The sequence below is a fragment of the Nocardioides sp. CPCC 206348 genome (genome assembly GCF_048654705.1).
GTDB lineage: Bacteria > Actinomycetota > Actinomycetes > Propionibacteriales > Nocardioidaceae > Nocardioides.
Genome location: NZ_JBMCZA010000225.1, coordinates 164 through 18,154, shown reverse-complemented (window position 1 = coordinate 18,154; position 17,991 = coordinate 164). Strand labels below are relative to the sequence as shown.

The window sequence follows — 17,991 nt, the reverse complement described above, 5'->3', positions numbered from 1 at the left end:
CGCGGCGGGCGGCATCGGCGGCCAGCGCCCGGTCCACGACGTCGGCGGACGCGCCACGCTTCGCCTGCGAGGCGCGAATGCGGTCGGGCTCGTCACGGAGAATGCGCGGGTCGATCATGCCGGTCAGGCTATCCGGCGCCTCCCACCGCGCGCGCGGTGGTTTGCGACATCGCCGAGTTGGGGTTTGTCACGCTCGAGTTGGGGTTTGTCACCCTGACGGCCGGGGCGGGGGTACAACTCGACGGTGACAAGCCCCAAGTCGGGGGTGACAAACCCCAACTCGGCGCTCAGAAGGGCGAGATCGGCTCCGGCGCCGGGAAGATGGCGTCGAGCTCGGCGAGGTCCTCGGGCGTCGGCACCCAGGCGCCGGCAGCAGCGTTGGCCCACACCTGCTCGGTGGTCGTCGCACCAGCGATCACGGACGTGACCGGCTGCTGCGCGAGCAGCCAGCCGAAGGCCACGGTCGCCTCGGGCACCCCGCGCGACTTCGCGAACGCGGAGTAGTCCTGCAGCGGCTTCGAGGTCGCGGTCTCCAGCAGGTGCTGGCGGCTGCGGGTCAGGCGCGAGCCCTCCGGGGCGATGCCGGAGGCGTACTTGCCGGTGAGCAGCCCGTTCGCCAACGGGAAGTACGGCAGCACGCCCAGGCCGAACTCCCGGGCTGCCGGGAGCACCTCCAGCTCGGCGCGGCGGTCGGTGAGGTTGTAGTGGTTCTGCGCCGAGATGAACCGCTCGACGCCGAGCTCGCGGGCGACGTACTCGGCCTGCGCGATCTGCCAGCCGGCCCGGTTCGAGTGCCCGAGGTAGCGGACCTTGCCCTCGCGGACGAGGTCGCTGAGGGCCGACAGCGTCTCGTCGATCGGGGTGGTCGGGTCGGGCGTGTGGAACTGGTAGAGGTCGATCCAGTCGGTGCCCAGGCGGCGCAGCGACGCCTCGACCGCGTTGCGGATGTAGCGGCGCGAACCGCGCGCGCCGAAGTCCACGCCGTTGGCGCCACCGGCGTCCATGCCGAACTTGGTCGCCAGGATCACGCTCGACCGGCGGGTGCCCAGCGCGATGCCCAGGCGCGTCTCGGACAGGCCCGGCGACGCGCCGTACGTGTCGGCGACGTCGAAGAGGGTGATCCCCGCCTCCAGGGCGGCGCCGATGACCCGGTTGGTGCCCTTCTGGGTCTCGGTGGCGGTGCCCGGACGGCCGAGGTTGTTGCAGCCCAACCCGACCGTGGAGACGACGAGGCCGGAGCGTCCGAGGGCGGCGTACGACGGGGAGGTCATGTGCAGACGGTATCGAGACGCCGCTTCGGGCATGCCGGTGAGTGCGACGTGGTGTCCTGAGGCCTCCGTCAGTAGGGGCTGTCGAGCAGGCTGTCGTTCCAGTGCGTGCATGAGTGCCGCCGACGAGGAAGGCGGGCCGGAGGCCCGACGACTGAGGAGAAGGTGCTCAGGTGCGTGCTGGGGCGGCGGCCTGCCGACATCGCCCTACTGACGGAGGCCGTAAACTCCGCTGGTGCTCGACCGACCTCGCCGGACTCCGCTGCTGGCCGCCCTCCTCTGCCTGGGCCTCTTCGCCGTGATCGCTGCAGCGGTCGCCAGCGAGTGGTCCTGGCTGGTCGATCTCGACCACCGCGGGGAGTCCACCGCCGCGTGGGCCGTGGACCAGGCCTGGCTGCGCGACCCCCTCCGGGTGGTCGAGTTCCTGTTCGCGACGCCGGCGATGACGGTGCTGACCGTCCTGCTCGCCGGTTTCATGTTGTTCAAGGGCCACCGCCGCGCCGGCATCCTGATCGTCGTCGTGATGGTCACCACGGCGCTGGCCACGTACGGCACCAAGGTCCTCGTCGGCCGGGGTCGTCCCGAGTGGCAGGACCCGGAGTTCTTCCTGCACAGCAACGCGTACCCCTCGGGCCACGCCTCCGGCATTGCTGCGTACGCCGGCCTGGTGATCGTGCTGGCGATCATGCTGATCCGCCGCAGCGGGATCCGCCGCCTGGTCTGCGCCCTGGTGGTGCTCGTCGTGGCCGCGGTCGCCGCCGACCGGATCCTGCTGGGCCGCCACTACCCGAGCGACGTCGTCGGTGGCGTGCTGTTCGGCGCCGGCATCGTCCTGCTCGGACTCGCGCTCTACAGCCCGCTGCCGCGCAGCCACGCCCTCAAGGCCGACCCCCTCCCCGCGGTCTTCCCCCGCGGCGGCAACCTCGCGGTGATCCTCAACCCGATCAAGGTGGAGTCCGTCGAGCAGTTCCAGGCGATGGTCAACCAGCTGGCCGTCGACTCCGGCTGGAAGGAACCGCGCTGGCACTTCACCACCGTCGAGGACTCCGGCACCGGACAGGCCGAGCAGGCCTCGGTGGAGGGCGCCGACCTGGTCATCGTCTGCGGTGGCGACGGCACCGTCCGCGAGGTGTGTGCCGAGCTCGCCGGCACCGGCATCCCGGTCGGCATCGTGCCCGCCGGCACGGGCAACCTGCTCGCGCGCAACCTGCAGATCCCGCTCTTCATCCGGGCCGCGATCGACATCGCGCTGACCGGCCAGGACCGCGCGATCGACATGGTCTCCGTCGAGGGCGACGAGCTCGAGCCCACCCACTTCATGGTGATGGCGGGCATGGGCTTCGACGCCGCCCTGATGGAGGGCGTCAACGAGGACATCAAGAAGAAGGTCGGCTGGATCGCCTACGTGCTCTCCGGCCTCAAGGCCCTGATGTTCCCGACGATGAAGCTCGAGATCTCCATCGACGACCTGCCCTTCACCAAGCACCGCGCCCGGACCTGCGTCATCGGCAACGTCGGCAGCCTGCAGGGCGGGATGATGCTGCTCCCCGACGCCTCGATCGACGACGGCCAGATCGACGTCGTCGTGCTGTACCCGCGCCGGTTCCTGAGCTGGATCCCGCTCGTCGCCCGGGTGCTCACCCGCCGCGAGCAGAACGCCGGCGAGGCCGTCGTACGCATGACGGGGCGGAAGGTCGTCGTACGGGCCTCGACGGACGTGCCGCGCCAGCTCGACGGCGACACGATCGGCGCCGGCGCCGAGCTGCGGATGGAGTGCATCCACGGGCGCGTGCTGGTGCGGGTCCCCCGCTAGCGCCTACGAGCGGGCCATGCGCGCGTGGGCGACCGCTTCGGTCTCCTCGGGCGACAGCTCCTGCTCACTGCTCCACCCGGCCACCGACTTGGCATAGGTCCGCGCCTCGTTGCGACCCCGGATCGACGTCAGTACGACGCCGTCACCACCGTCGTCCAGGAGGGCCAGCGACCACGACAACCGGCCGCCCATCTCGTCGAACGCGTCGTACCGCACGACGGCTAGATGCCGCAGTGCGCCGACGGCCTCGGCACGCAGGGCGGCCACCTCGCGGCGCAGTCCGGCGGCGTCGGCCGGCAGGTCCTCGGCGCCGCTGCCTGCCCGCTTGGTCCCGTTCCTCAGGGCCACCACCAGAGCGGCGAAGGCGACGAGGAGAGCGAGGATCGCGATTGCAGTGGCCATGCGGACGAGGGTAGGTCCTGGACTACTACCCTGAGTGCATGGCTCGCATCGCGTACCAGGGGGAACCCGGCGCCAACTCACACATCGTGTGCAAGGAGCAGTACCCGGACGCAGAGGCCGTGCCGTGCGCGTCGTTCGAGGACGTCTTCGCAGCGGTGACGAGCGGTGACTGCGACCTGGCCCTGATCCCGATCGACAACTCGATCGCCGGCCGCGTCGCCGACATCCACCACTTCCTGCCGGACTCCGGGCTGCACATCATCGCGGAGCACTTCCTGCGCATCCAGTTCACCCTGATGGCCACCCCGGACGCGTCGTTCGACACGATCAAGACCGTCCACAGCCACGTGCACGCGCTCGGCCAGTGCCGCAAGATCATCCGCGAGCTCGGCCTGACGCCGATCATCTCCGGCGACACCGCCGGCGCCGCGCGCGAGGTGGCCGAGGCCGCGGACCCGCTCCAGGCGGCCATCGCCCCGCCGCTGGCCGCCGAGATCTACGGCCTGCAGGTCCTGCGCCACGACGTCGAGGACGAGGACCACAACACGACCCGCTTCGTCGTGCTCTCCCCCGAGTTCGTGTCGGCCCCCCAGGGCAACGGACCCGTCGTCACCAGCTTCGTGTTCAACGTCCGCAACCTGCCGGCCGCGCTCTACAAGGCGCTCGGCGGTTTTGCGACCAACGGCATCAACATGACCAAGCTGGAGAGCTACATGGTCGGCGGCCACTTCGCCGCCACCCAGTTCCTCGCCGAGGTCGACGGCCATCCCGATGACCCCGACCTCAAGCGCGCGCTCGAGGAGCTGACGTTCTTCACGACCGACATCAAGATCCTCGGGGTCTACCCGGCGGATCCGTTCCGGGCCTGAGCGCTGCTGCTGCGGGACTCCCGGCAGGTGAGCCGCGCACCTAAGGTGGGCGCATGGTGGCCCCCTCCCCGACGACCGGCCCTCCGGCCCACGGAGCCGACAGTGAAGTCGGCCGGCTGCGCACGGTCCTGCTGCACCGGCCAGGACCCGAGCTGCAGCGCCTGACCCCGCGCAACAACGACCGCCTGCTCTTCGACGGGATCCCGTGGGTCGCGCGCGCCCAGGAGGAGCACGACGCGTTCGCCGAGGCCCTCCGCAGCCACGGCGTCGAGGTCCTCTACCTGACCGACCTGCTCACCGAGGCCCTCGCCGTCCCGGCCGCGCGCGCCGCCGTGATCGACACGACCCTGACCGGGCCCAGCGGCCGCGACCTGGGCGACCCGGTCCGCGAGCACCTGCGGGCGATGTTCCGCGCTGCGTCGCCCGAGGAACTGACCCACCTGCTCACCGCCGGCGTCCGCAACGACGAGGTCCGATCGGGCCTGGCGAGCGGCACGCTGGTCACGTCGCTGCTGTCCGACGACACGTTCCTGGTCGACCCGCTGCCGAACCTGCTCTTCACGCGGGACTCGTCGTTCTGGCTCCCCGACCGCGTCGCGGTCACCTCGCTCGCGATGCCCGCCCGGCGCCGGGAGACGCAGCTGACCGAGCTGATCTACCACTACCACCCGCGCTTCGCCGGGACCGAGCGGTTGCACGGCCACCACCTCGAACACGTCGAGGGCGGCGACGTACTGCTGCTCGCCCCGGCTGTCATCGCCGTCGGCGTGGGCGAGCGTACGACGCCCGCAGGTGCCGAGCGGCTCGCGCGCCAGGTGTTCCGGGCCGGTCTGGCGACCACCGTCCTGGCGGTCCCGATCGCGCAGGAGCGCGCGACCATGCACCTCGACACCGTCTGCACGATGGTCGACGTCGACAAGGTCGTGATGTACCCGAACGTCGCCGATCACCTGACGGCGTACGCCGTGACGGCCCGCGAACCGGGCTCGACCGTGATCGACGTCGCCCCGCCCGAGCCCTTCCTGGTCGCGGCGGCGAAGGCCATGCAGATCGACACCCTGCACCTCATCGACACCGGCCTCGACCCGGTCACGGCCGAGCGCGAGCAGTGGGACGACGGCAACAACACGCTCGCCCTGGCACCGCGACTGGCGGTCGCGTACGAGCGCAACGACGGCACCAACGCCCGCCTCGAGGAGGAGGGCATCGAGGTGATCCGGATCGCCGGCTCCGAGCTCGGGTCGGGTCGTGGCGGCCCGCGCTGCATGAGCTGTCCGGTCGCGCGCGACCCGCTCGGGTAACCCGGCTCGCCGGGACACGTTGTGACAGGTAATCCCGTGAGGCTCCCGTTGGGCGCCGGGGACGACTAAGGTCACCAGCAGCACATGGGGAGCCGGCCGCAGGCGACAGGTCCGGGTCAGGCACAGCGAAAGGGTCAGCATGGCAACGTTCTTCGAGCACTTCACCCCGCAGGAGATCGCGCGGATCAGCGCGACCGGGCGGCGCGTGAAGCTCCCCCAGGGCTGGTCGCCGATCTGGGAGGACACCCCGGCCGACAAGGCGTACATCCTCCTCTCCGGCACCGTGTCGGTCCGCCGCGACGGCGTCGAGATCGCCCAGCTGGGCCCCGGTGACATCGTCGGCGAGGCCGCGATCGTCGGCCACTCGCTGCGCACCGCCTCGATCGTGGCGCTGACCCCGCTCGACACCATCCACCTGACGGACGAGACGCTCACGCAGCTCGACGCCGAGTGGCCCACGTTCCACGCCGCACTCGTCGAGGTCGCCCAGTCGCGCTTCGGCAACACCGAGGGCTGATCGACTCGTGACATTGCCAGTGACGGGGCCGGATGATCCCGCCGCTGGCAATGACACGGGCGGGGTCATCGGTGCGCTCGAGGAGCACCTGCTCGGCGAGCGCCCGCAGTTCAACCGGGCACAGGTCGCCGAACAGTCCGGCGTACCGGTCGAGATCGCCCAGGAGCTCTGGCACCTGCTGGGTTTTGCCCACGTGCCCGATGACGCCGTGGCGTTCACCGCCGCCGACGTCGAGGCGGTCCGGCTCGCCAGCCGGCTGATCTCCGTCGGCGTGCTCAGCCCCGATCGCCAGGCCGGCCTGGTCCGCACCTGGGGCCGCAGCTTCGCGCGGCTCGCCGACTGGCAGGTCGCCCTGCTCGCCGACGTCGCCGTCGAGAGCGGCGCCGATCCCACCGACGGCCTGCTCGCCATCTCCGGCGAGGTGATGCCCCTGGTCGAGGAGCTGCAGTCCTACGTGTGGCGCCGCCACCTGCTGAGCGCGGGCGCCCGGATGCTGGCCGAGACCGGCTCCGGTGCATCCACGACGCTGGCCGTCTGCTTCGTCGACATCGTCGGCTACACCTCGCGCTCGCGCACCCTGTCCGACCGCGAGCTGGTCAGCTGGCTCGAGGACTTCGAGTCCACCGTGCTCCACCTGGCCGTCGACCGCGGCGGCCGGATCATCAAGAACATCGGCGACGAGCTGCTGATCGTGGCCGAGGACGTCGTCGCGATGGCCGAGCTCGCCGCCGAGCTCACCCGCCGCGGCGCCGACCCCGACGACCCGTTCCCCGCGGTCCGTGCCGGCGTTGCGTACGGCGACGTGGTCACCCGCCTCGGCGACGTGTTCGGGCCGACCGTCAACATCGCCGCCCGGCTCACCTCGATCGCCCGGCCGAGCACCGTGCTCGTCGACATGGGCGTCTACGAGGCGCTGTCGGGACGCACCGACGACGACCCGAGCGGAACAGCCCGTCCGGCAAGCGGAGCCTTGTCGTCGTACCGCTTGCGCCGCCTGCGGCGGGTCTCCGTCAAGGGCTACTCACGCCTGCACGTCTGGGCGCTGCAGCCCCACTGACCGCAGGCTGGCACGCCAGGTCAGCGGATGGTGACCTGGCGGTTGGCCAGGCCGTTGCGCGCGGAACGCTCCTCGGTGGTGAGGTCCGCCGTGTTGGCCAGCGCTGCGTCGAGCTTGGCCTTGAACGTCGTGGCGGCTTCCTCGAGCGGCTCGGGGCCGGTGCCGACGGGGAGGTCCCAGACCGGGGCGAGCAGGCCGTGGGCGCGGAACATGCCGACCAGGCGCGCGTCGGGAACGATCACGTCGTCACCGGAGACGTGCAGCCGCGCAAGGGCGTCGAGCAGCACGTCCTCGGGCTCGGGCATCACCCAGCGCAGGTGCTCCTTGGAGCCCATCGCGGTCCAGTAGGCCGCGGTGACCTCGGTCAGGCGTGCCGTCGGAGCGGCGGCACCGTCGGCAGCCTCGAGCGCTTGGGCGAGCTCGGAGCTGGCGTCCATGTCGGACACCCAGAACTCGAAGCCCTCGTGGACCTGGACCTTGAGGTCGCCGTCGGCGACCAGGTCCTGCAGGCGCGGGCTGTCCAGGCCGGGGGCGCTGGTCAGGGGGACCATGCCGAAGCCCGGCTCGGCCGCGAGGGCAGCGACCAGCACGGCACCGAGGTCGCGGGCGGGGTCGCCGAAGGAGTGCTGGACCTGCAGGCCGAGCCACACCTCGCCGCTGTCGCGGACCAGCGCGGGCGCGGCACCGGGGAGCAGGGAACAGAGCGTGACCACGCGGTCGGCGTACTCACCCTTGAGCGGGAGTACGGCGGTCGCGGCGGGGACCAGCTCACGCAGGGCGACGATGTCGCACTCCGACGGCAGGCCCTCGAACGGACGCTTCACGAACACGTCGGCGCCTCCGGCCGCACCGTGGCAGGCCTTGTAGCGCTTGCCCGAGCCACACGGGCACGGCTGGCGCGGACCGACCTCGCCGGCGGGGGTGTCGGTCGCGGTCCCGGATGACTTGGTGCGGTTCTTCTTGGCCATGCGCCGAAACCTACTCGGCCGCTCCCCCTATTCGCCGAAGCGGGTGTCGAGGAGGTCCAGCATGAAGCGCGGCTTGTCGCTGATCACGGCCTTGACGCCCAGGTCGAGGCAGATCTGGAGGTCCTTCTCCTTGTTGACCGTCCACACGTGGATGTCGCGGCCGCTGCGCATCAGGCTCTCCCGCAGGCGCGGGTACTGGCGGAGGATCTTGATGCCGGGACCGACGATCCAGTCCTTGCCGATGACGCGGCGCAGCATCGGCCACTGGTTTGGCTTGTCGAAGAGCTGGACGAGCTGGATGTCGGGGGCGAGCCGTTCGACGCGCTGCAGCGCGGTGAAGGAGAAGCTCATCACCCGCACCGGGGAGCCCGGCTGGTCCCAGCCGAACTCGCGCAGCATCTCGACCAGCCGCTTCTCCACGAGCCCGCCGAAGCGCGTCGGGTGCTTGGTCTCGATCGCCATCTCGACGCGGCGGTCGTAGTCGGCGACGGTCTCGAGCAGCTTGCGGAGGGTGAGCACGCTGTGCAGCGACTCGTCGGGTTCGGGCGCCTCGTCGTCGAGGTCGGCCCACGGGTTCTTCCACGCGGCGAAGTCGAGCTCGGACAGGTCGGCGAGGTCCATCGTCGAGACCAGGCCCTTGGTCGAGGCGGTACGACGAAGGTCGCGGTCGTGCACGCAGACCAGATGCCCGTCGGCGGTCAGGCGGACGTCGCACTCCAGGCCACCGGCGCCGGTGTCGAGCGCCCGCAGATAGGCCGCCAGCGTGTGTTCGGCGAGCTCATGGCTGGCACCGCGATGGGCAACCACCTGCGGCCGCAGGGGCGGGACGTCCGGCACGTGTCGATTGTGTCAGTACGCCGTGGGGGTTGGCAGCGACACTCAGGGATCGGTCCGAGGTCGCGCGGGGGTGAGTCCCTGGGCTCATCGTCGCCAGTGCAGGTAGACCCGTACGGCGTTGTCGCGGAACGCTTCTCGAGCACCTCTGGGCCGCGCAGCGCGAGGATGTCGACGAAGGCACCAATCACGGTCGGCAACGGTGTTACCGCCGTGTCCATCGGCCAACTCTGTGGCGCGCGGCTGGGTTGGTGGCGCGCGGCCGGATTGCAGGAGCCAGTCGGCTCGCGGGGGCTCGTGCATCAGGGCATGCCAACTTGCCGATGGCCGCGAGGTCGTGCACGGTTTGTTCACCAATGTAACTACTCGGGGGACTCTGAAATGAAAATGCGTGTGCGCACCGCCACCACACTGTCGGTCCTGGCGCTTGCCGCGACTGGCTTCACCGCGACCGCTCCTTCCGCCGAAGCCGCATCCGGCAGTGCGTGCGGTGCGTGGGCGGATACGGGCCTCGCAGGCGTCAAGGGTCGCATTTGTTGGTCCTGGACCTCATCGACCTTCTCCGCCAAGACCCAGGCCTACAACAGCGCCGGTGTCACCCGTTACCTCAAGGGTCAGATCACCATGACCGTCGGAACGCGTAAGCAATGGGACGGCAGCACTCCGCAGTACACCGTGCCGGTGGGCCAGGTCGTCACGCTGGCATCGACCACTCTCTACGAATCCCCGGCCCCGACGTCGTGCATCCTGCAGGGCAAGGTGATCAAGTCTGCGACTGGCGCAACGCAATGGACACAGACTCGAACCGTGGGTTGCTGAGAGCCCACGCTGGCATCTGGCCACGTGCCCGCAGCCAGGGCGGAAGGGCAGAGTTCGTCACCCTCGCCTGACGGGTCAGTCCTTGTTCTTGCGCGACTTGCGTCGCTTGACGGGCGGGACCACGAGCTCGGGGATCGCACGCAGGACGAACCGGTCGAAGTGCGGGACGGTGAAGGCCGCGTAGCCGTGCTCGGGGGTGTAGAGCAGGCCCATGTTGATCAACTCGGCCCGAGTCGGTCCGAGATTCTCCGAGGTGCGCTCAGGACCCATGACCTCGGCCACGACCGACGCCTTCTGTGGATCAGGGCCGAGTTGAGCCATGGCCCGCAAGTAGGCCCGCTGCAGCTCGGTGGCACGGTCGAGCCGTACGCGGAAGAACGACTCGTCGAGTTTGGCCTCGTAGCCGGGTACCGCAGCAATCACGTCACCGCGGGTGATCGTCGGTCCCTCGGCGACCGTCCAAACCGCGTACCCGAGCTCTTGGAGGAAGTACGGGTAGCCGCCGGTGATCTGCACGGCCTCGTCGAGGGCGTCAGAGGTGTAGTCGACGCCCTCCTCCTCGGCGGGCCGGGCGAGCGCGGCTCGGGCGTCGTCGGGTGAGAGGACGCTGATCGCCGGGAACTTGAACAGCCGCTCTGCGTAGGACTTCGCATCGCCCGCGAGCTCGGCGATTTGAGGCAGGCCGGCACCTACGAGGGTAATCGGCAGCTTGCGTTGAACCATCTTGTGGAGGGCCTCGATCACGGCCTCGAGCTGTTGCTTGCTGAGGAACTGGACCTCGTCGAGGAGGAGGACGACGCCGCGGTTGCGTTCCGCGGCGGCATGGCCGATCGCGAGGAGTACGTCGGTGAGGTCGAGAGCGAGGTTCGCGTGGTCCGCGAAGCCCTCGGCGGCCTCGACGTCCAGGCCGGCTGACCAGGTGCCGGCGGCGTCGACGCTGATCGTGAAGGACTTGAGGACCGCGGCCGCGTGCTGGAAGCGGTCGGTCCACTTGGCCTTGGGGGAGAGCTCGAACAGGGCGGTGCGGAGCCTGGTGGCGATGTCACGGCGGAACTCGGTCTCGTCGTTCTTACTGACCTCGAGCTCGACGACCACCCAGTCCCTGGTGAGTGCCTTGGTGCGAAACTGACCCAGGAGAACCGTCTTCCCGACTCCTCGTAGGCCGGTGATGATCATCGACTGCTCGGTCCGTCCGGCCTCGATCCTGGCCAGCAGGAGATCAAAGGACTCCAGCTGGTCGTCACGGCCGACGACGGCCTGCGGCTCGGCGCCAGCGTTCGGCGTGTAGGGATTGTTCAGGGCCTTCACCGGGCCCAACTTACACGTCTTAGAACGCTTTACTGAGTTCCTATAAATCGATCTAAAGTTCGTAAGACTTCTGTCTGGGAACGAGCGCTGCCGGAGTTGCCACCCAGGCCAGGCAGACAAAGCGACACTCAGGGATCGGTCCGGCAACGATCGGGGGCCACTCGGGGGTGGGTCCCGGGTAGGACCGGGGTCGGTCCCCGATGTCCCGGGCCGCGTTCCCGGGCACCGTTGAGGCATGAGCAACTACGAGAACTACCCCGCCCCTTCCCCCGCCGCTCCGCAAGGCACCGCCACTGTCGGCCGTCGGCTGACCCGTCGCTCGCACAACCGGATGGTCGCCGGTGTCTGCGGCGGTATCGCCGACCACTTCGGTGTCGACGCCACGATCGTCCGGCTCGTCCTGATCGCCGCGATCGTGTTCGGCTCCGGCGCCGGCCTGGTCCTGTACGTCGCCGGATGGCTGCTGATGCCCGAGGCCTGATCCGCCTAGGCTGGCGGCGTGCCCGACCTCGTGACCCGGCTTCGTGCCGCGGGCTGTGTGTTCGCCGAGGAGGAGGCCGCACTACTGGAGTCCTCAGCCGCGACGCCGGGCGAGCTCGAAAGCCTGGTCGTGCGACGGATCGCAGGCGAACCCCTCGAGTACGTCGTCGGGTGGGTCGCGTTCGACGGGCTCCGGGTCGCCGTGGAACCGGGTGTCTTCGTGCCGCGGCAGCGGACGTCGTACCTCGTGGAGCTGGCGGCCCTCGCCCTCACCGGAGCTGACCGCGCAACGGTGCTGGACCTCTGCTGCGGGAGCGGCGCCCTCGGGCTGGCCCTCGCGCGGCGCCACACCCCGACCGTGCTGCAGGCGACGGACAACGACCCGGTCGCGGTGGCCTGCGCCGCCCGCAACCTCGCACCGATCGGCGGGATCGCCCATCTCGGCGACCTCGACGCGCCCCTGCCCGCCGCACTGCGCGGGCAGGTCGACGTCATCCTCGCCAACGTGCCGTACGTCCCGACCGCGGCGATCGCGCTGATGCCGCCGGAGTCCCGCGACCACGAACCCCTCGGCACCGTGGACGGCGGGACCGACGGGCTCGACGTGCTGCGCCGCGTCGCGGCCCTCTCCCCCGGGTGGCTCAAGCCGGGCGGCACGGTCTTCTCCGAGGTCTCCGGCGACCAGGCAGAGCTCGCCACCGCGGCCTTCGCGGCGGCCGGGCTCGACGCGTGGATCCACCACGACCCCGAGCGGGAGGCGACGGTCCTCAGCGGGACCCTCCACTGACGCCCGTCAGGCCGGGTTCGCGCCGCCCGACACGCTGTCGAGCAGGGCGTCCAATCCGGGCTCGTCGGCCTTGCGGCCGGTCACCGAGATCTCCAGGCCGGCCAGGCCCTCCGCGTCGGCGACCCAGCGGAAGAAGTTGTAACGCAGCCGGTTGGCCCCGTCCCGGAACGTGAAGTAGGCCGTGTCATTGGTCCGGTTCAGGAGCTCGACACCGACGAGGTCGGGCGAGTTCACGAACGCGTCGACCTTGGCCGCGACCATGTCGGCGACGGTCTCGGTGGAGGTGATCGCCTCGACCCGCAGGCTGAAGCCGCCGACGGCTGGCTCGCCGTCCGGCCGCCAGCGCACCTGGCGCTGCCTGTCGATCTGCGCCACGTCGAGCACGCCGGCATCGCTGCCGTTGTCCTTGACCTTGAACGCCACCCAGCCGGTCGGCGCCAGGTAGTTCCACCCACCCGCCTTGGTCCGCACCTGGTGCACCTCGTAGTCGGCGGGCGCGGTGAGGGCAGGGAAGTCGATGTCGGCGGCAGGTTCGCTGGTCGGCGACTCGTCGTCCGACGGCGTTTCCCCTTGTCCGTTGGGGTCTTCGGCGGCAGTCGGGTTGCGATCGAGGACGCGGGTGGCGCCGTACGCCGCACCGAAGGCGACGAGGAGCACCAGCAGGACGAGGCCGGCCAGGCGGAGGCCGCCGGTGCTCCGCTCGTCCTCGAGCGTCTCGACACGCGGCTCGCTGGGCGGCTCGGTCGGCGTGTCCATCCTCGGCCACTCGGGTCGCGACACCACCGGGTGCGGCGCGGCGTGGACGGTGACCGGCGACGGCAGTCCGGCCGAGCTCTCCGCCTCCCGGAGCGCCGCGACGAACGACGGGACATCGGGCCAGCGGTCGTCGGGGTTCGTGGCGAGCGCGCGCATCACCACGCCGTCGTACGACGACGGCACGGCCGCGATCGCCGACGGGGGTGGCGGCAGGGTCGGTGCGAGCAGGGCGCCGAAGCCGCCGTCGCGGACCAGGCGGCCGGTGAGCAGGTGGTAGGCGACGGCACCGAGGGCGTGGACGTCGGCGCGGAAGTCCAGGCCGATGCCGACGGCCTGCTCGGGCGCCATGTAGGCGGGCGTGCCGACGACCTGGGTCAGCCCACTCGCGTGCAGCATCGCCTTCGCGACACCCAGGTCGGCGACCAGCACCTTCTCCCCGCCCTCGGGCGTGGAGCGCAGCAACAGGTTCTGCGGCTTGATGTCGCGATGGATCACGCCGTGGCGGTGCAGCACCGCGATGCCGTCACCCGCCTGCGCCAGCAGGTCGACCACCCGCGCGTGGGGCAACGACGCACCGGGCTCGACGAGGTCGGCCACCGAGCCGCGGTCGGCGTAGGACATGACGAAGTACGGCGTGCCGTCGACCTCGCCGATGTCGTAGACGCGGACCACGTGGTCGGAGTCGGCGCGGCGCAGGATCCGGGCCTCCTCGAGGAACCGGTCGCAGACGTCCTGGCGCTGCGCCCAGTTGTCGGCGAGGGCCTTGACCGCGACGAGGGAGTCCAGCTCGTCGTCCTGGTAGAGCCAGACGGTCGCGAAACCACCCGCTCCGATCCGGTCGATCCGGCGGAGTCTCCCGAGACGCTCCGGTAAGGACACGCTGCGTATTGTGCCTCACAGGCACACAGGGAAACGGGACGACTCGGAGGCGTGCGTGGTGGAGGAACAGGCCGATCGGGCCGACCAGGTCGATCTGGACGAGCTGGCGCTGCGCGCTGCCGCCGGTGACCGTGCCGCGATCGAGGACCTGCTGGCCGCGATCCAGCCCCGCGTACGACGCATCTGTGGCCGGATGCTGCTGCATCCGCAGGACGCCGAGGAGGCGACCCAGGACGCCCTGCTCCTCGTGGCGACCAAGATCCACACGTTCGGCGGGCGCAGCAAGTTCACCACGTGGCTGCACGCCGTGGCGTCCAACAGCGCCCGGTCGACGTACCGCTCCCTGAAGAGGCGGGCCTCCGAGCACGCCGTCGACGAGCTCCCCGTCCACGCCGACCCGCGCACCACCAGCGTGATCGCGGGCAGTCGTCTCGACCTGCTCGACGCGCTCGAGGTGCTGGCCGCGAGCTCGCCGGACCAGGCGGAGGCGCTGGTCCTGCGCGACGTCCAGGAGCTCGACTACAACGAGATCGCGCGGTTGCTCGACACCCCGCTGGGCACCATCAAGGCCCGGATCCACCATGCCCGGCAGGCGATTCGCCCGTTGCTGCGCGTGCAGGACTGAGCCCTACGGGTCGAACGGACCCACCGTCACGGGTTCCGTCGTGAGCGGGATCCGGCAGTCCGACGGGTGGTAGGACCGCGCGCTGACGTCGTGGGTCGCGCCCTGCAGGTCGGCCACCGTGGTGGCGCCGATCGTCGGCAGCCGCGCTCCGGTGCCCTTCCAGGTGCGGCCGTTGCTCGACGTGGGCCGGAGCTGGATCGTGAACCACGGGTAGGGGCCGATGGAGTTGACGCCGCTGCGGTGCGGGTCCTCGACGATCACCTGGCAGAAGATCCCGGTCAGGTCGGCGTTCTCGTCGACGACGGAGGCGGACACCTCGACCGTGAGCGGATCGGCCAGGCCGCGGGGGTCGGCGGTCATCGAGAAGCCCGGGACGTCCGGGAACGCCGGCAGGCCACTGGCATCGGCCATGGCCCGCTCGGCATCGGCCGTCGCCTTCGCCCGGACCTCCCCGATCAGCAGGTGCGCCACCGCCAGGCAGGGGTTGGCCGCCGCTGCGAGGACCGGCGCGTCCAGCTCCTCACCGGCCGTGGCGAGCGCGGTGTCGAAGCCGGCCGGCGGGGTGGCCGCGTCACACGGCACACCGAGCTGCTTCATCAGCTCCACCGCGAGCTGGTCGAGCTCACCACTCGCGATCGCCTCGAGCTGCTCCACCGACGGCAACGACGGCGGCAGGCCGACGGATGCGAGCACGGCGCCGATCGCGGCCTTGGTCGCATAGCCGGTCACCGTCTCGCACGACTTCGCTGCGTCGCCCGCTCCCCCGGCACCGAGCGCCAGGCACAGCGGGTTGAGCTTCGACACGATGTCGACGACCCCGGAGATGACGCCGTTGTAGGCGTACGAGACCAGTTCGTAGACCTGGACGACCACGCTCACGATCGCGCCGGCGGCATCGACGATGAAGTCGACCACCTCGCAGTACCACGCATCGCAGCCCTTGGGCGGTGGGAAGGCGCCCGGGCAGTAGGTGCCCGACTGCCGGTAGAACTGGCTGGCGACGTACGACTGGAAGTCCTGGCTCGCGGTCGGGCTGGTGGTGTCCCACTTCGGCGCAGGCCCCTTGTCCCACGGGACATCCACGACCAGGCAGCCGACCGCCTTCGGGTTCGGGGCGCGGCCGGCATCGACCTTCACCGTGTTGACGGCGAAGTCGACCCCGGTCTTGTCCGACTGGTGGGTGGGCAGCTGCACGAAGACGCTGGGGGACGCGGCGGCCGGCCCGGCTTCGGCGACCACACGGACGTAGACCGTGCTCCCCTCGACGGGTAGCTCGACCGGCGCGGCCACCTCCGTCAGGTCGGTGACCGGCACGATCGCGCCGTACGACGCCTGGTCGGTCAGCGTGCCCGTCGGCATCGGTGGCTGGAGGGCCACCGCAACGCTGCCGGTGCCAGATCCCTTGCCAGATCCCTTGCTGGGCGCGGGTTTCGCGTCCGCGCGCGGGATGGAGGCCGTGTCGATGGTGAAGCTGCCGGAGCGTCCCGATCCACCGCCGGACGCCTCCGAGACGCCGGACGCGAGCAGCCCCGGCGGGTTGAGCGCGAGGTTCGAGGCGCCGCTGTTGGTCGTCAGGACCTGCCAGCGCACGCGCGTTGCCGCGGGCGACGCGGCGGCCCAGTCGAGCTCCAGCTCCTGGTGCTTCGTCCCGAGCTGGATGCCGGTGCGCGGCCCGTCCGGCGTCTTCACGGTCAGCGAGATCGCGGAGGGCTGCCCGACGACCGAGGCCAGGGTGCCGTCGCTGGGCACGCGGAGCTCACCGGAAGCCACCCGGACGGGGATGTCGCCCGACATCCGCCACACCTCGAACTGCAGGTGCCTGCCGTTGAGGGCGGGAAGCAGGTGGGCGATGGAGGTCCGGGTGCCGACAGCGATGAGCTCGTCCTGCGAGGCGGGGACCCGGATCCACGGCCTGCTGTCGACCGAGAGGTGCAGGAACACCAGCCCGTTGGCCTGCGGAACGGCCAGCTCGCCGTCGACGATCGAGGCATCGCCGGTCCAGCCGAAGGCGTCGCGACAGCGGTCCGGCACGGTGACCTCGACCTTGCCGGACTCCAGCTCACCCGACGCCCCCTTGCCGGCCCGCGCGAAGAACACGTGGGTGCCGGGCGAGAGGTCGGGGACGTCCGTCCTCCCGTCCTTCTGGGGCCGACCGACCTGGACCCAGCCCGCTGCGGAGCCGCCGCGGAAGAACGTGAGCTCCTCGGCCCCCTTGGCCTCCAGGGTGACGCCGCAGCCCTTGCCCGCAGCGGTGATGGTGAGTCCGTCCAGGACGGGGCCGTCGATGATGGCGAGATCGGGGCCGTTCAGGAGCGCGACACCGGCGTCGGGGGCCACCTGGATGACGGCGGTGCCTCGTGCCTTGCCGGTGCCGAGCAGCACGTCGGCGCTGGGCACGCCGATCCGTTCGGCCACGTCCTGCGTGTCCTCGTCGGGCAGCAGCGGGACCGGGACCGGGACGTCCTCGTCCCCCGGGGCCTGCCCGACCAGCACCGTGACCGGCGCCGTCTCGGAGACCTTGCCGTCCTCGTCGGTCAGTGCCGCGTGGACCGTGTGGCGGCCGACGCTCAGCGCGGGCAGCTGCAGCGAGGAGCTGCCGCCAGCAGGCTGGTCGACGTCGAGGGGGCGCGCGCCGTCGTACAACGTGACGGAGGTGAGGCCCTTGTCGCTGAACCCCTCGGCGGCGAACCGGAAGACCGAGCCGATGCGGCCGCGGTCGGGGCCTTCGAGGGACAGCGTGCTCGGGAACGGCATCGCGGCGTAGCGCGCGTCACCGCCGGCGGCCGCCGGCTCCGGATCATCGGAGCGGCGCTCCAGGAAGAGCACCGTCACGCCGGCCACCAGCAATGACCAGGCCACGACGTGGGCCACCCAGGTCCAGACGCGACGTGACATGGCGAGACCGTATGCCCGCGAACGCCCGCCCCAGGCCGAAAACCCCCACCAGTACGGGGATTTACACGTGATCCCTACCCTGCCCGCGCCGCCGAACCCCTACGGTCGTCGCATGGGCTGGGTTGCTGCTGCCGTCTCCGGCGTCGCTGCGACCGTCGGCGTCACCACGATCGTGATCGGCCTCCAGGCCGACGCCACCGGCGGTGGACCTGCCGACGTGTGGATCGACGGCCCCCGTGCCGAGGCATCGCTGGCTCCCGGCGACATCGTCGTCAGTGCCCACGCGACGGCCGAGGCCCGCATCGAGGACCTGGTGCTGGAGGTCGACGGCCAGCAGGTCGCCGACGCCCAGGACGTCGAGCGCAACGGGAAGCTCGTCTACGCCACGTTCACCTGGACTGCCGACGAGGGCG

At 70.8% G+C, this 17,991-nt stretch carries 18 protein-coding genes; 10 read left to right on the top strand and 8 right to left on the bottom strand.

Features of this window, described 5'->3' with window-relative positions; all coding sequences use genetic code 11:
- Positions 1 to 118, bottom strand: a 118-nt coding sequence (locus tag ACOADB_RS25425; RefSeq protein WP_378605523.1) for a hypothetical protein, incomplete at its 3' end; no start/stop codon positions are given.
- A gap of 169 nt (positions 119 to 287) precedes the next feature.
- Positions 288 to 1,271 (bottom strand): aldo/keto reductase, encoded by a 984-nt coding sequence (locus ACOADB_RS25420; protein WP_378605490.1) that lies wholly within the window; start codon positions 1,269 to 1,271, stop codon positions 288 to 290.
- A gap of 232 nt (positions 1,272 to 1,503) precedes the next feature.
- On the opposite strand from ACOADB_RS25420, the gene ACOADB_RS25415 reads away from it, so the two are divergent.
- On the top strand, positions 1,504 to 3,081 hold the full coding sequence (locus ACOADB_RS25415; protein ID WP_378605487.1) for a YegS/Rv2252/BmrU family lipid kinase: 1,578 nt from the start codon (positions 1,504 to 1,506) through the stop codon (positions 3,079 to 3,081).
- Between the two features lie 3 nt (positions 3,082 to 3,084).
- Here the strand turns inward: ACOADB_RS25415 and ACOADB_RS25410 are convergent, their stop codons facing one another.
- Complete coding sequence (locus ACOADB_RS25410) at positions 3,085 to 3,483, bottom strand: DUF4446 family protein (RefSeq protein ID WP_378605484.1); 399 nt, start codon at positions 3,481 to 3,483, stop codon at positions 3,085 to 3,087.
- 38 nt (positions 3,484 to 3,521) lie between these two features.
- On the opposite strand from ACOADB_RS25410, the gene ACOADB_RS25405 reads away from it, so the two are divergent.
- The 4 genes from ACOADB_RS25405 to ACOADB_RS25390 all read left to right on the top strand — a co-directional run bounded on the left by ACOADB_RS25405 (position 3,522) and on the right by ACOADB_RS25390 (position 7,227).
- Positions 3,522 to 4,352, top strand: a complete 831-nt coding sequence (locus tag ACOADB_RS25405; protein WP_378605481.1) for a prephenate dehydratase — start codon at positions 3,522 to 3,524, stop codon at positions 4,350 to 4,352.
- Positions 4,353 to 4,405: 53 nt separating this feature from the next.
- Positions 4,406 to 5,653, top strand: a complete 1,248-nt coding sequence (locus ACOADB_RS25400) for an arginine deiminase (RefSeq protein WP_378605478.1) — start codon at positions 4,406 to 4,408, stop codon at positions 5,651 to 5,653.
- A gap of 139 nt (positions 5,654 to 5,792) precedes the next feature.
- On the top strand, positions 5,793 to 6,170 hold the full coding sequence (locus ACOADB_RS25395) for a Crp/Fnr family transcriptional regulator (protein ID WP_378605475.1): 378 nt from the start codon (positions 5,793 to 5,795) through the stop codon (positions 6,168 to 6,170).
- A gap of 7 nt (positions 6,171 to 6,177) precedes the next feature.
- Positions 6,178 to 7,227, top strand: a complete 1,050-nt coding sequence (locus tag ACOADB_RS25390) for an adenylate/guanylate cyclase domain-containing protein (RefSeq protein WP_378605472.1) — start codon at positions 6,178 to 6,180, stop codon at positions 7,225 to 7,227.
- 20 nt (positions 7,228 to 7,247) lie between these two features.
- Here the strand turns inward: ACOADB_RS25390 and ACOADB_RS25385 are convergent, their stop codons facing one another.
- Both ACOADB_RS25385 and ACOADB_RS25380 read right to left on the bottom strand, forming a co-directional pair.
- The gene (locus ACOADB_RS25385) at positions 7,248 to 8,195 is read right to left on the bottom strand and encodes a DUF5926 family protein (RefSeq protein WP_378605470.1); all 948 of its coding nucleotides are present in this window, start codon (positions 8,193 to 8,195) and stop codon (positions 7,248 to 7,250) included.
- Between the two features lie 27 nt (positions 8,196 to 8,222).
- Positions 8,223 to 9,032 carry a glycerophosphodiester phosphodiesterase gene (locus ACOADB_RS25380; protein ID WP_378605467.1) on the bottom strand — a complete coding sequence of 270 codons (810 nt, stop codon included), beginning with the start codon at positions 9,030 to 9,032 and terminating at the stop codon, positions 8,223 to 8,225.
- Positions 9,033 to 9,410: 378 nt separating this feature from the next.
- On the opposite strand from ACOADB_RS25380, the gene ACOADB_RS25375 reads away from it, so the two are divergent.
- A complete protein-coding gene (locus ACOADB_RS25375; RefSeq protein ID WP_378605464.1) occupies positions 9,411 to 9,848 on the top strand; it encodes a hypothetical protein in 438 nt (145 codons plus the stop codon).
- A 75-nt stretch (positions 9,849 to 9,923) separates the two neighbouring features.
- Here ACOADB_RS25375 and ACOADB_RS25370 read toward each other — a convergent pair whose 3' ends face one another.
- Positions 9,924 to 11,156, bottom strand: a complete 1,233-nt coding sequence (locus tag ACOADB_RS25370) for an ATP-binding protein (protein WP_378605461.1) — start codon at positions 11,154 to 11,156, stop codon at positions 9,924 to 9,926.
- A gap of 235 nt (positions 11,157 to 11,391) precedes the next feature.
- Between ACOADB_RS25370 and ACOADB_RS25365 the strand changes: the two genes are divergently transcribed.
- Both ACOADB_RS25365 and ACOADB_RS25360 read left to right on the top strand, forming a co-directional pair.
- On the top strand, positions 11,392 to 11,637 hold the full coding sequence (locus ACOADB_RS25365) for a PspC domain-containing protein (protein ID WP_378605458.1): 246 nt from the start codon (positions 11,392 to 11,394) through the stop codon (positions 11,635 to 11,637).
- 18 nt (positions 11,638 to 11,655) lie between these two features.
- On the top strand, positions 11,656 to 12,423 hold the full coding sequence (locus tag ACOADB_RS25360) for a putative protein N(5)-glutamine methyltransferase (protein ID WP_378605455.1): 768 nt from the start codon (positions 11,656 to 11,658) through the stop codon (positions 12,421 to 12,423).
- 6 nt (positions 12,424 to 12,429) lie between these two features.
- Here ACOADB_RS25360 and ACOADB_RS25355 read toward each other — a convergent pair whose 3' ends face one another.
- A complete protein-coding gene (locus ACOADB_RS25355) occupies positions 12,430 to 14,058 on the bottom strand; it encodes a serine/threonine-protein kinase (protein ID WP_378605452.1) in 1,629 nt (542 codons plus the stop codon).
- Between the two features lie 55 nt (positions 14,059 to 14,113).
- Between ACOADB_RS25355 and ACOADB_RS25350 the strand changes: the two genes are divergently transcribed.
- Positions 14,114 to 14,683 carry an RNA polymerase sigma factor gene (locus tag ACOADB_RS25350; protein WP_378605449.1) on the top strand — a complete coding sequence of 190 codons (570 nt, stop codon included), beginning with the start codon at positions 14,114 to 14,116 and terminating at the stop codon, positions 14,681 to 14,683.
- A 3-nt stretch (positions 14,684 to 14,686) separates the two neighbouring features.
- On the opposite strand, the gene ACOADB_RS25345 is transcribed toward ACOADB_RS25350, so the two are convergent.
- Positions 14,687 to 17,578, bottom strand: coding sequence for a hypothetical protein (locus tag ACOADB_RS25345; protein WP_378605446.1), 2,892 nt, complete (start codon positions 17,576 to 17,578; stop codon positions 14,687 to 14,689).
- Between the two features lie 112 nt (positions 17,579 to 17,690).
- Here ACOADB_RS25345 and ACOADB_RS25340 point away from each other — a divergent pair.
- Positions 17,691 to 17,991, top strand: a 301-nt coding sequence (locus ACOADB_RS25340; RefSeq protein ID WP_378605443.1) for a hypothetical protein, incomplete at its 3' end; no start/stop codon positions are given.

What these genes read in the sequence shown, in the direction of transcription:
- ACOADB_RS25420 (WP_378605490.1), bottom strand. Translation starts at nt 1,271, where the DNA reads ATGACCTCCCCGTCGTACGCCGCCCTCGGACGCTCCGGCCTCGTCGTC.
- ACOADB_RS25410 (WP_378605484.1), bottom strand. Translation starts at nt 3,483, where the DNA reads ATGGCCACTGCAATCGCGATCCTCGCTCTCCTCGTCGCCTTCGCCGCT.
- ACOADB_RS25405 (WP_378605481.1), top strand. Translation starts at nt 3,522, where the DNA reads ATGGCTCGCATCGCGTACCAGGGGGAACCCGGCGCCAACTCACACATC.
- ACOADB_RS25400 (WP_378605478.1), top strand. Translation starts at nt 4,406, where the DNA reads ATGGTGGCCCCCTCCCCGACGACCGGCCCTCCGGCCCACGGAGCCGAC.
- ACOADB_RS25395 (WP_378605475.1), top strand. Translation starts at nt 5,793, where the DNA reads ATGGCAACGTTCTTCGAGCACTTCACCCCGCAGGAGATCGCGCGGATC.
- ACOADB_RS25385 (WP_378605470.1), bottom strand. Translation starts at nt 8,195, where the DNA reads ATGGCCAAGAAGAACCGCACCAAGTCATCCGGGACCGCGACCGACACC.
- ACOADB_RS25375 (WP_378605464.1), top strand. Translation starts at nt 9,411, where the DNA reads ATGAAAATGCGTGTGCGCACCGCCACCACACTGTCGGTCCTGGCGCTT.
- ACOADB_RS25365 (WP_378605458.1), top strand. Translation starts at nt 11,392, where the DNA reads ATGAGCAACTACGAGAACTACCCCGCCCCTTCCCCCGCCGCTCCGCAA.
- ACOADB_RS25345 (WP_378605446.1), bottom strand. Translation starts at nt 17,578, where the DNA reads ATGTCACGTCGCGTCTGGACCTGGGTGGCCCACGTCGTGGCCTGGTCA.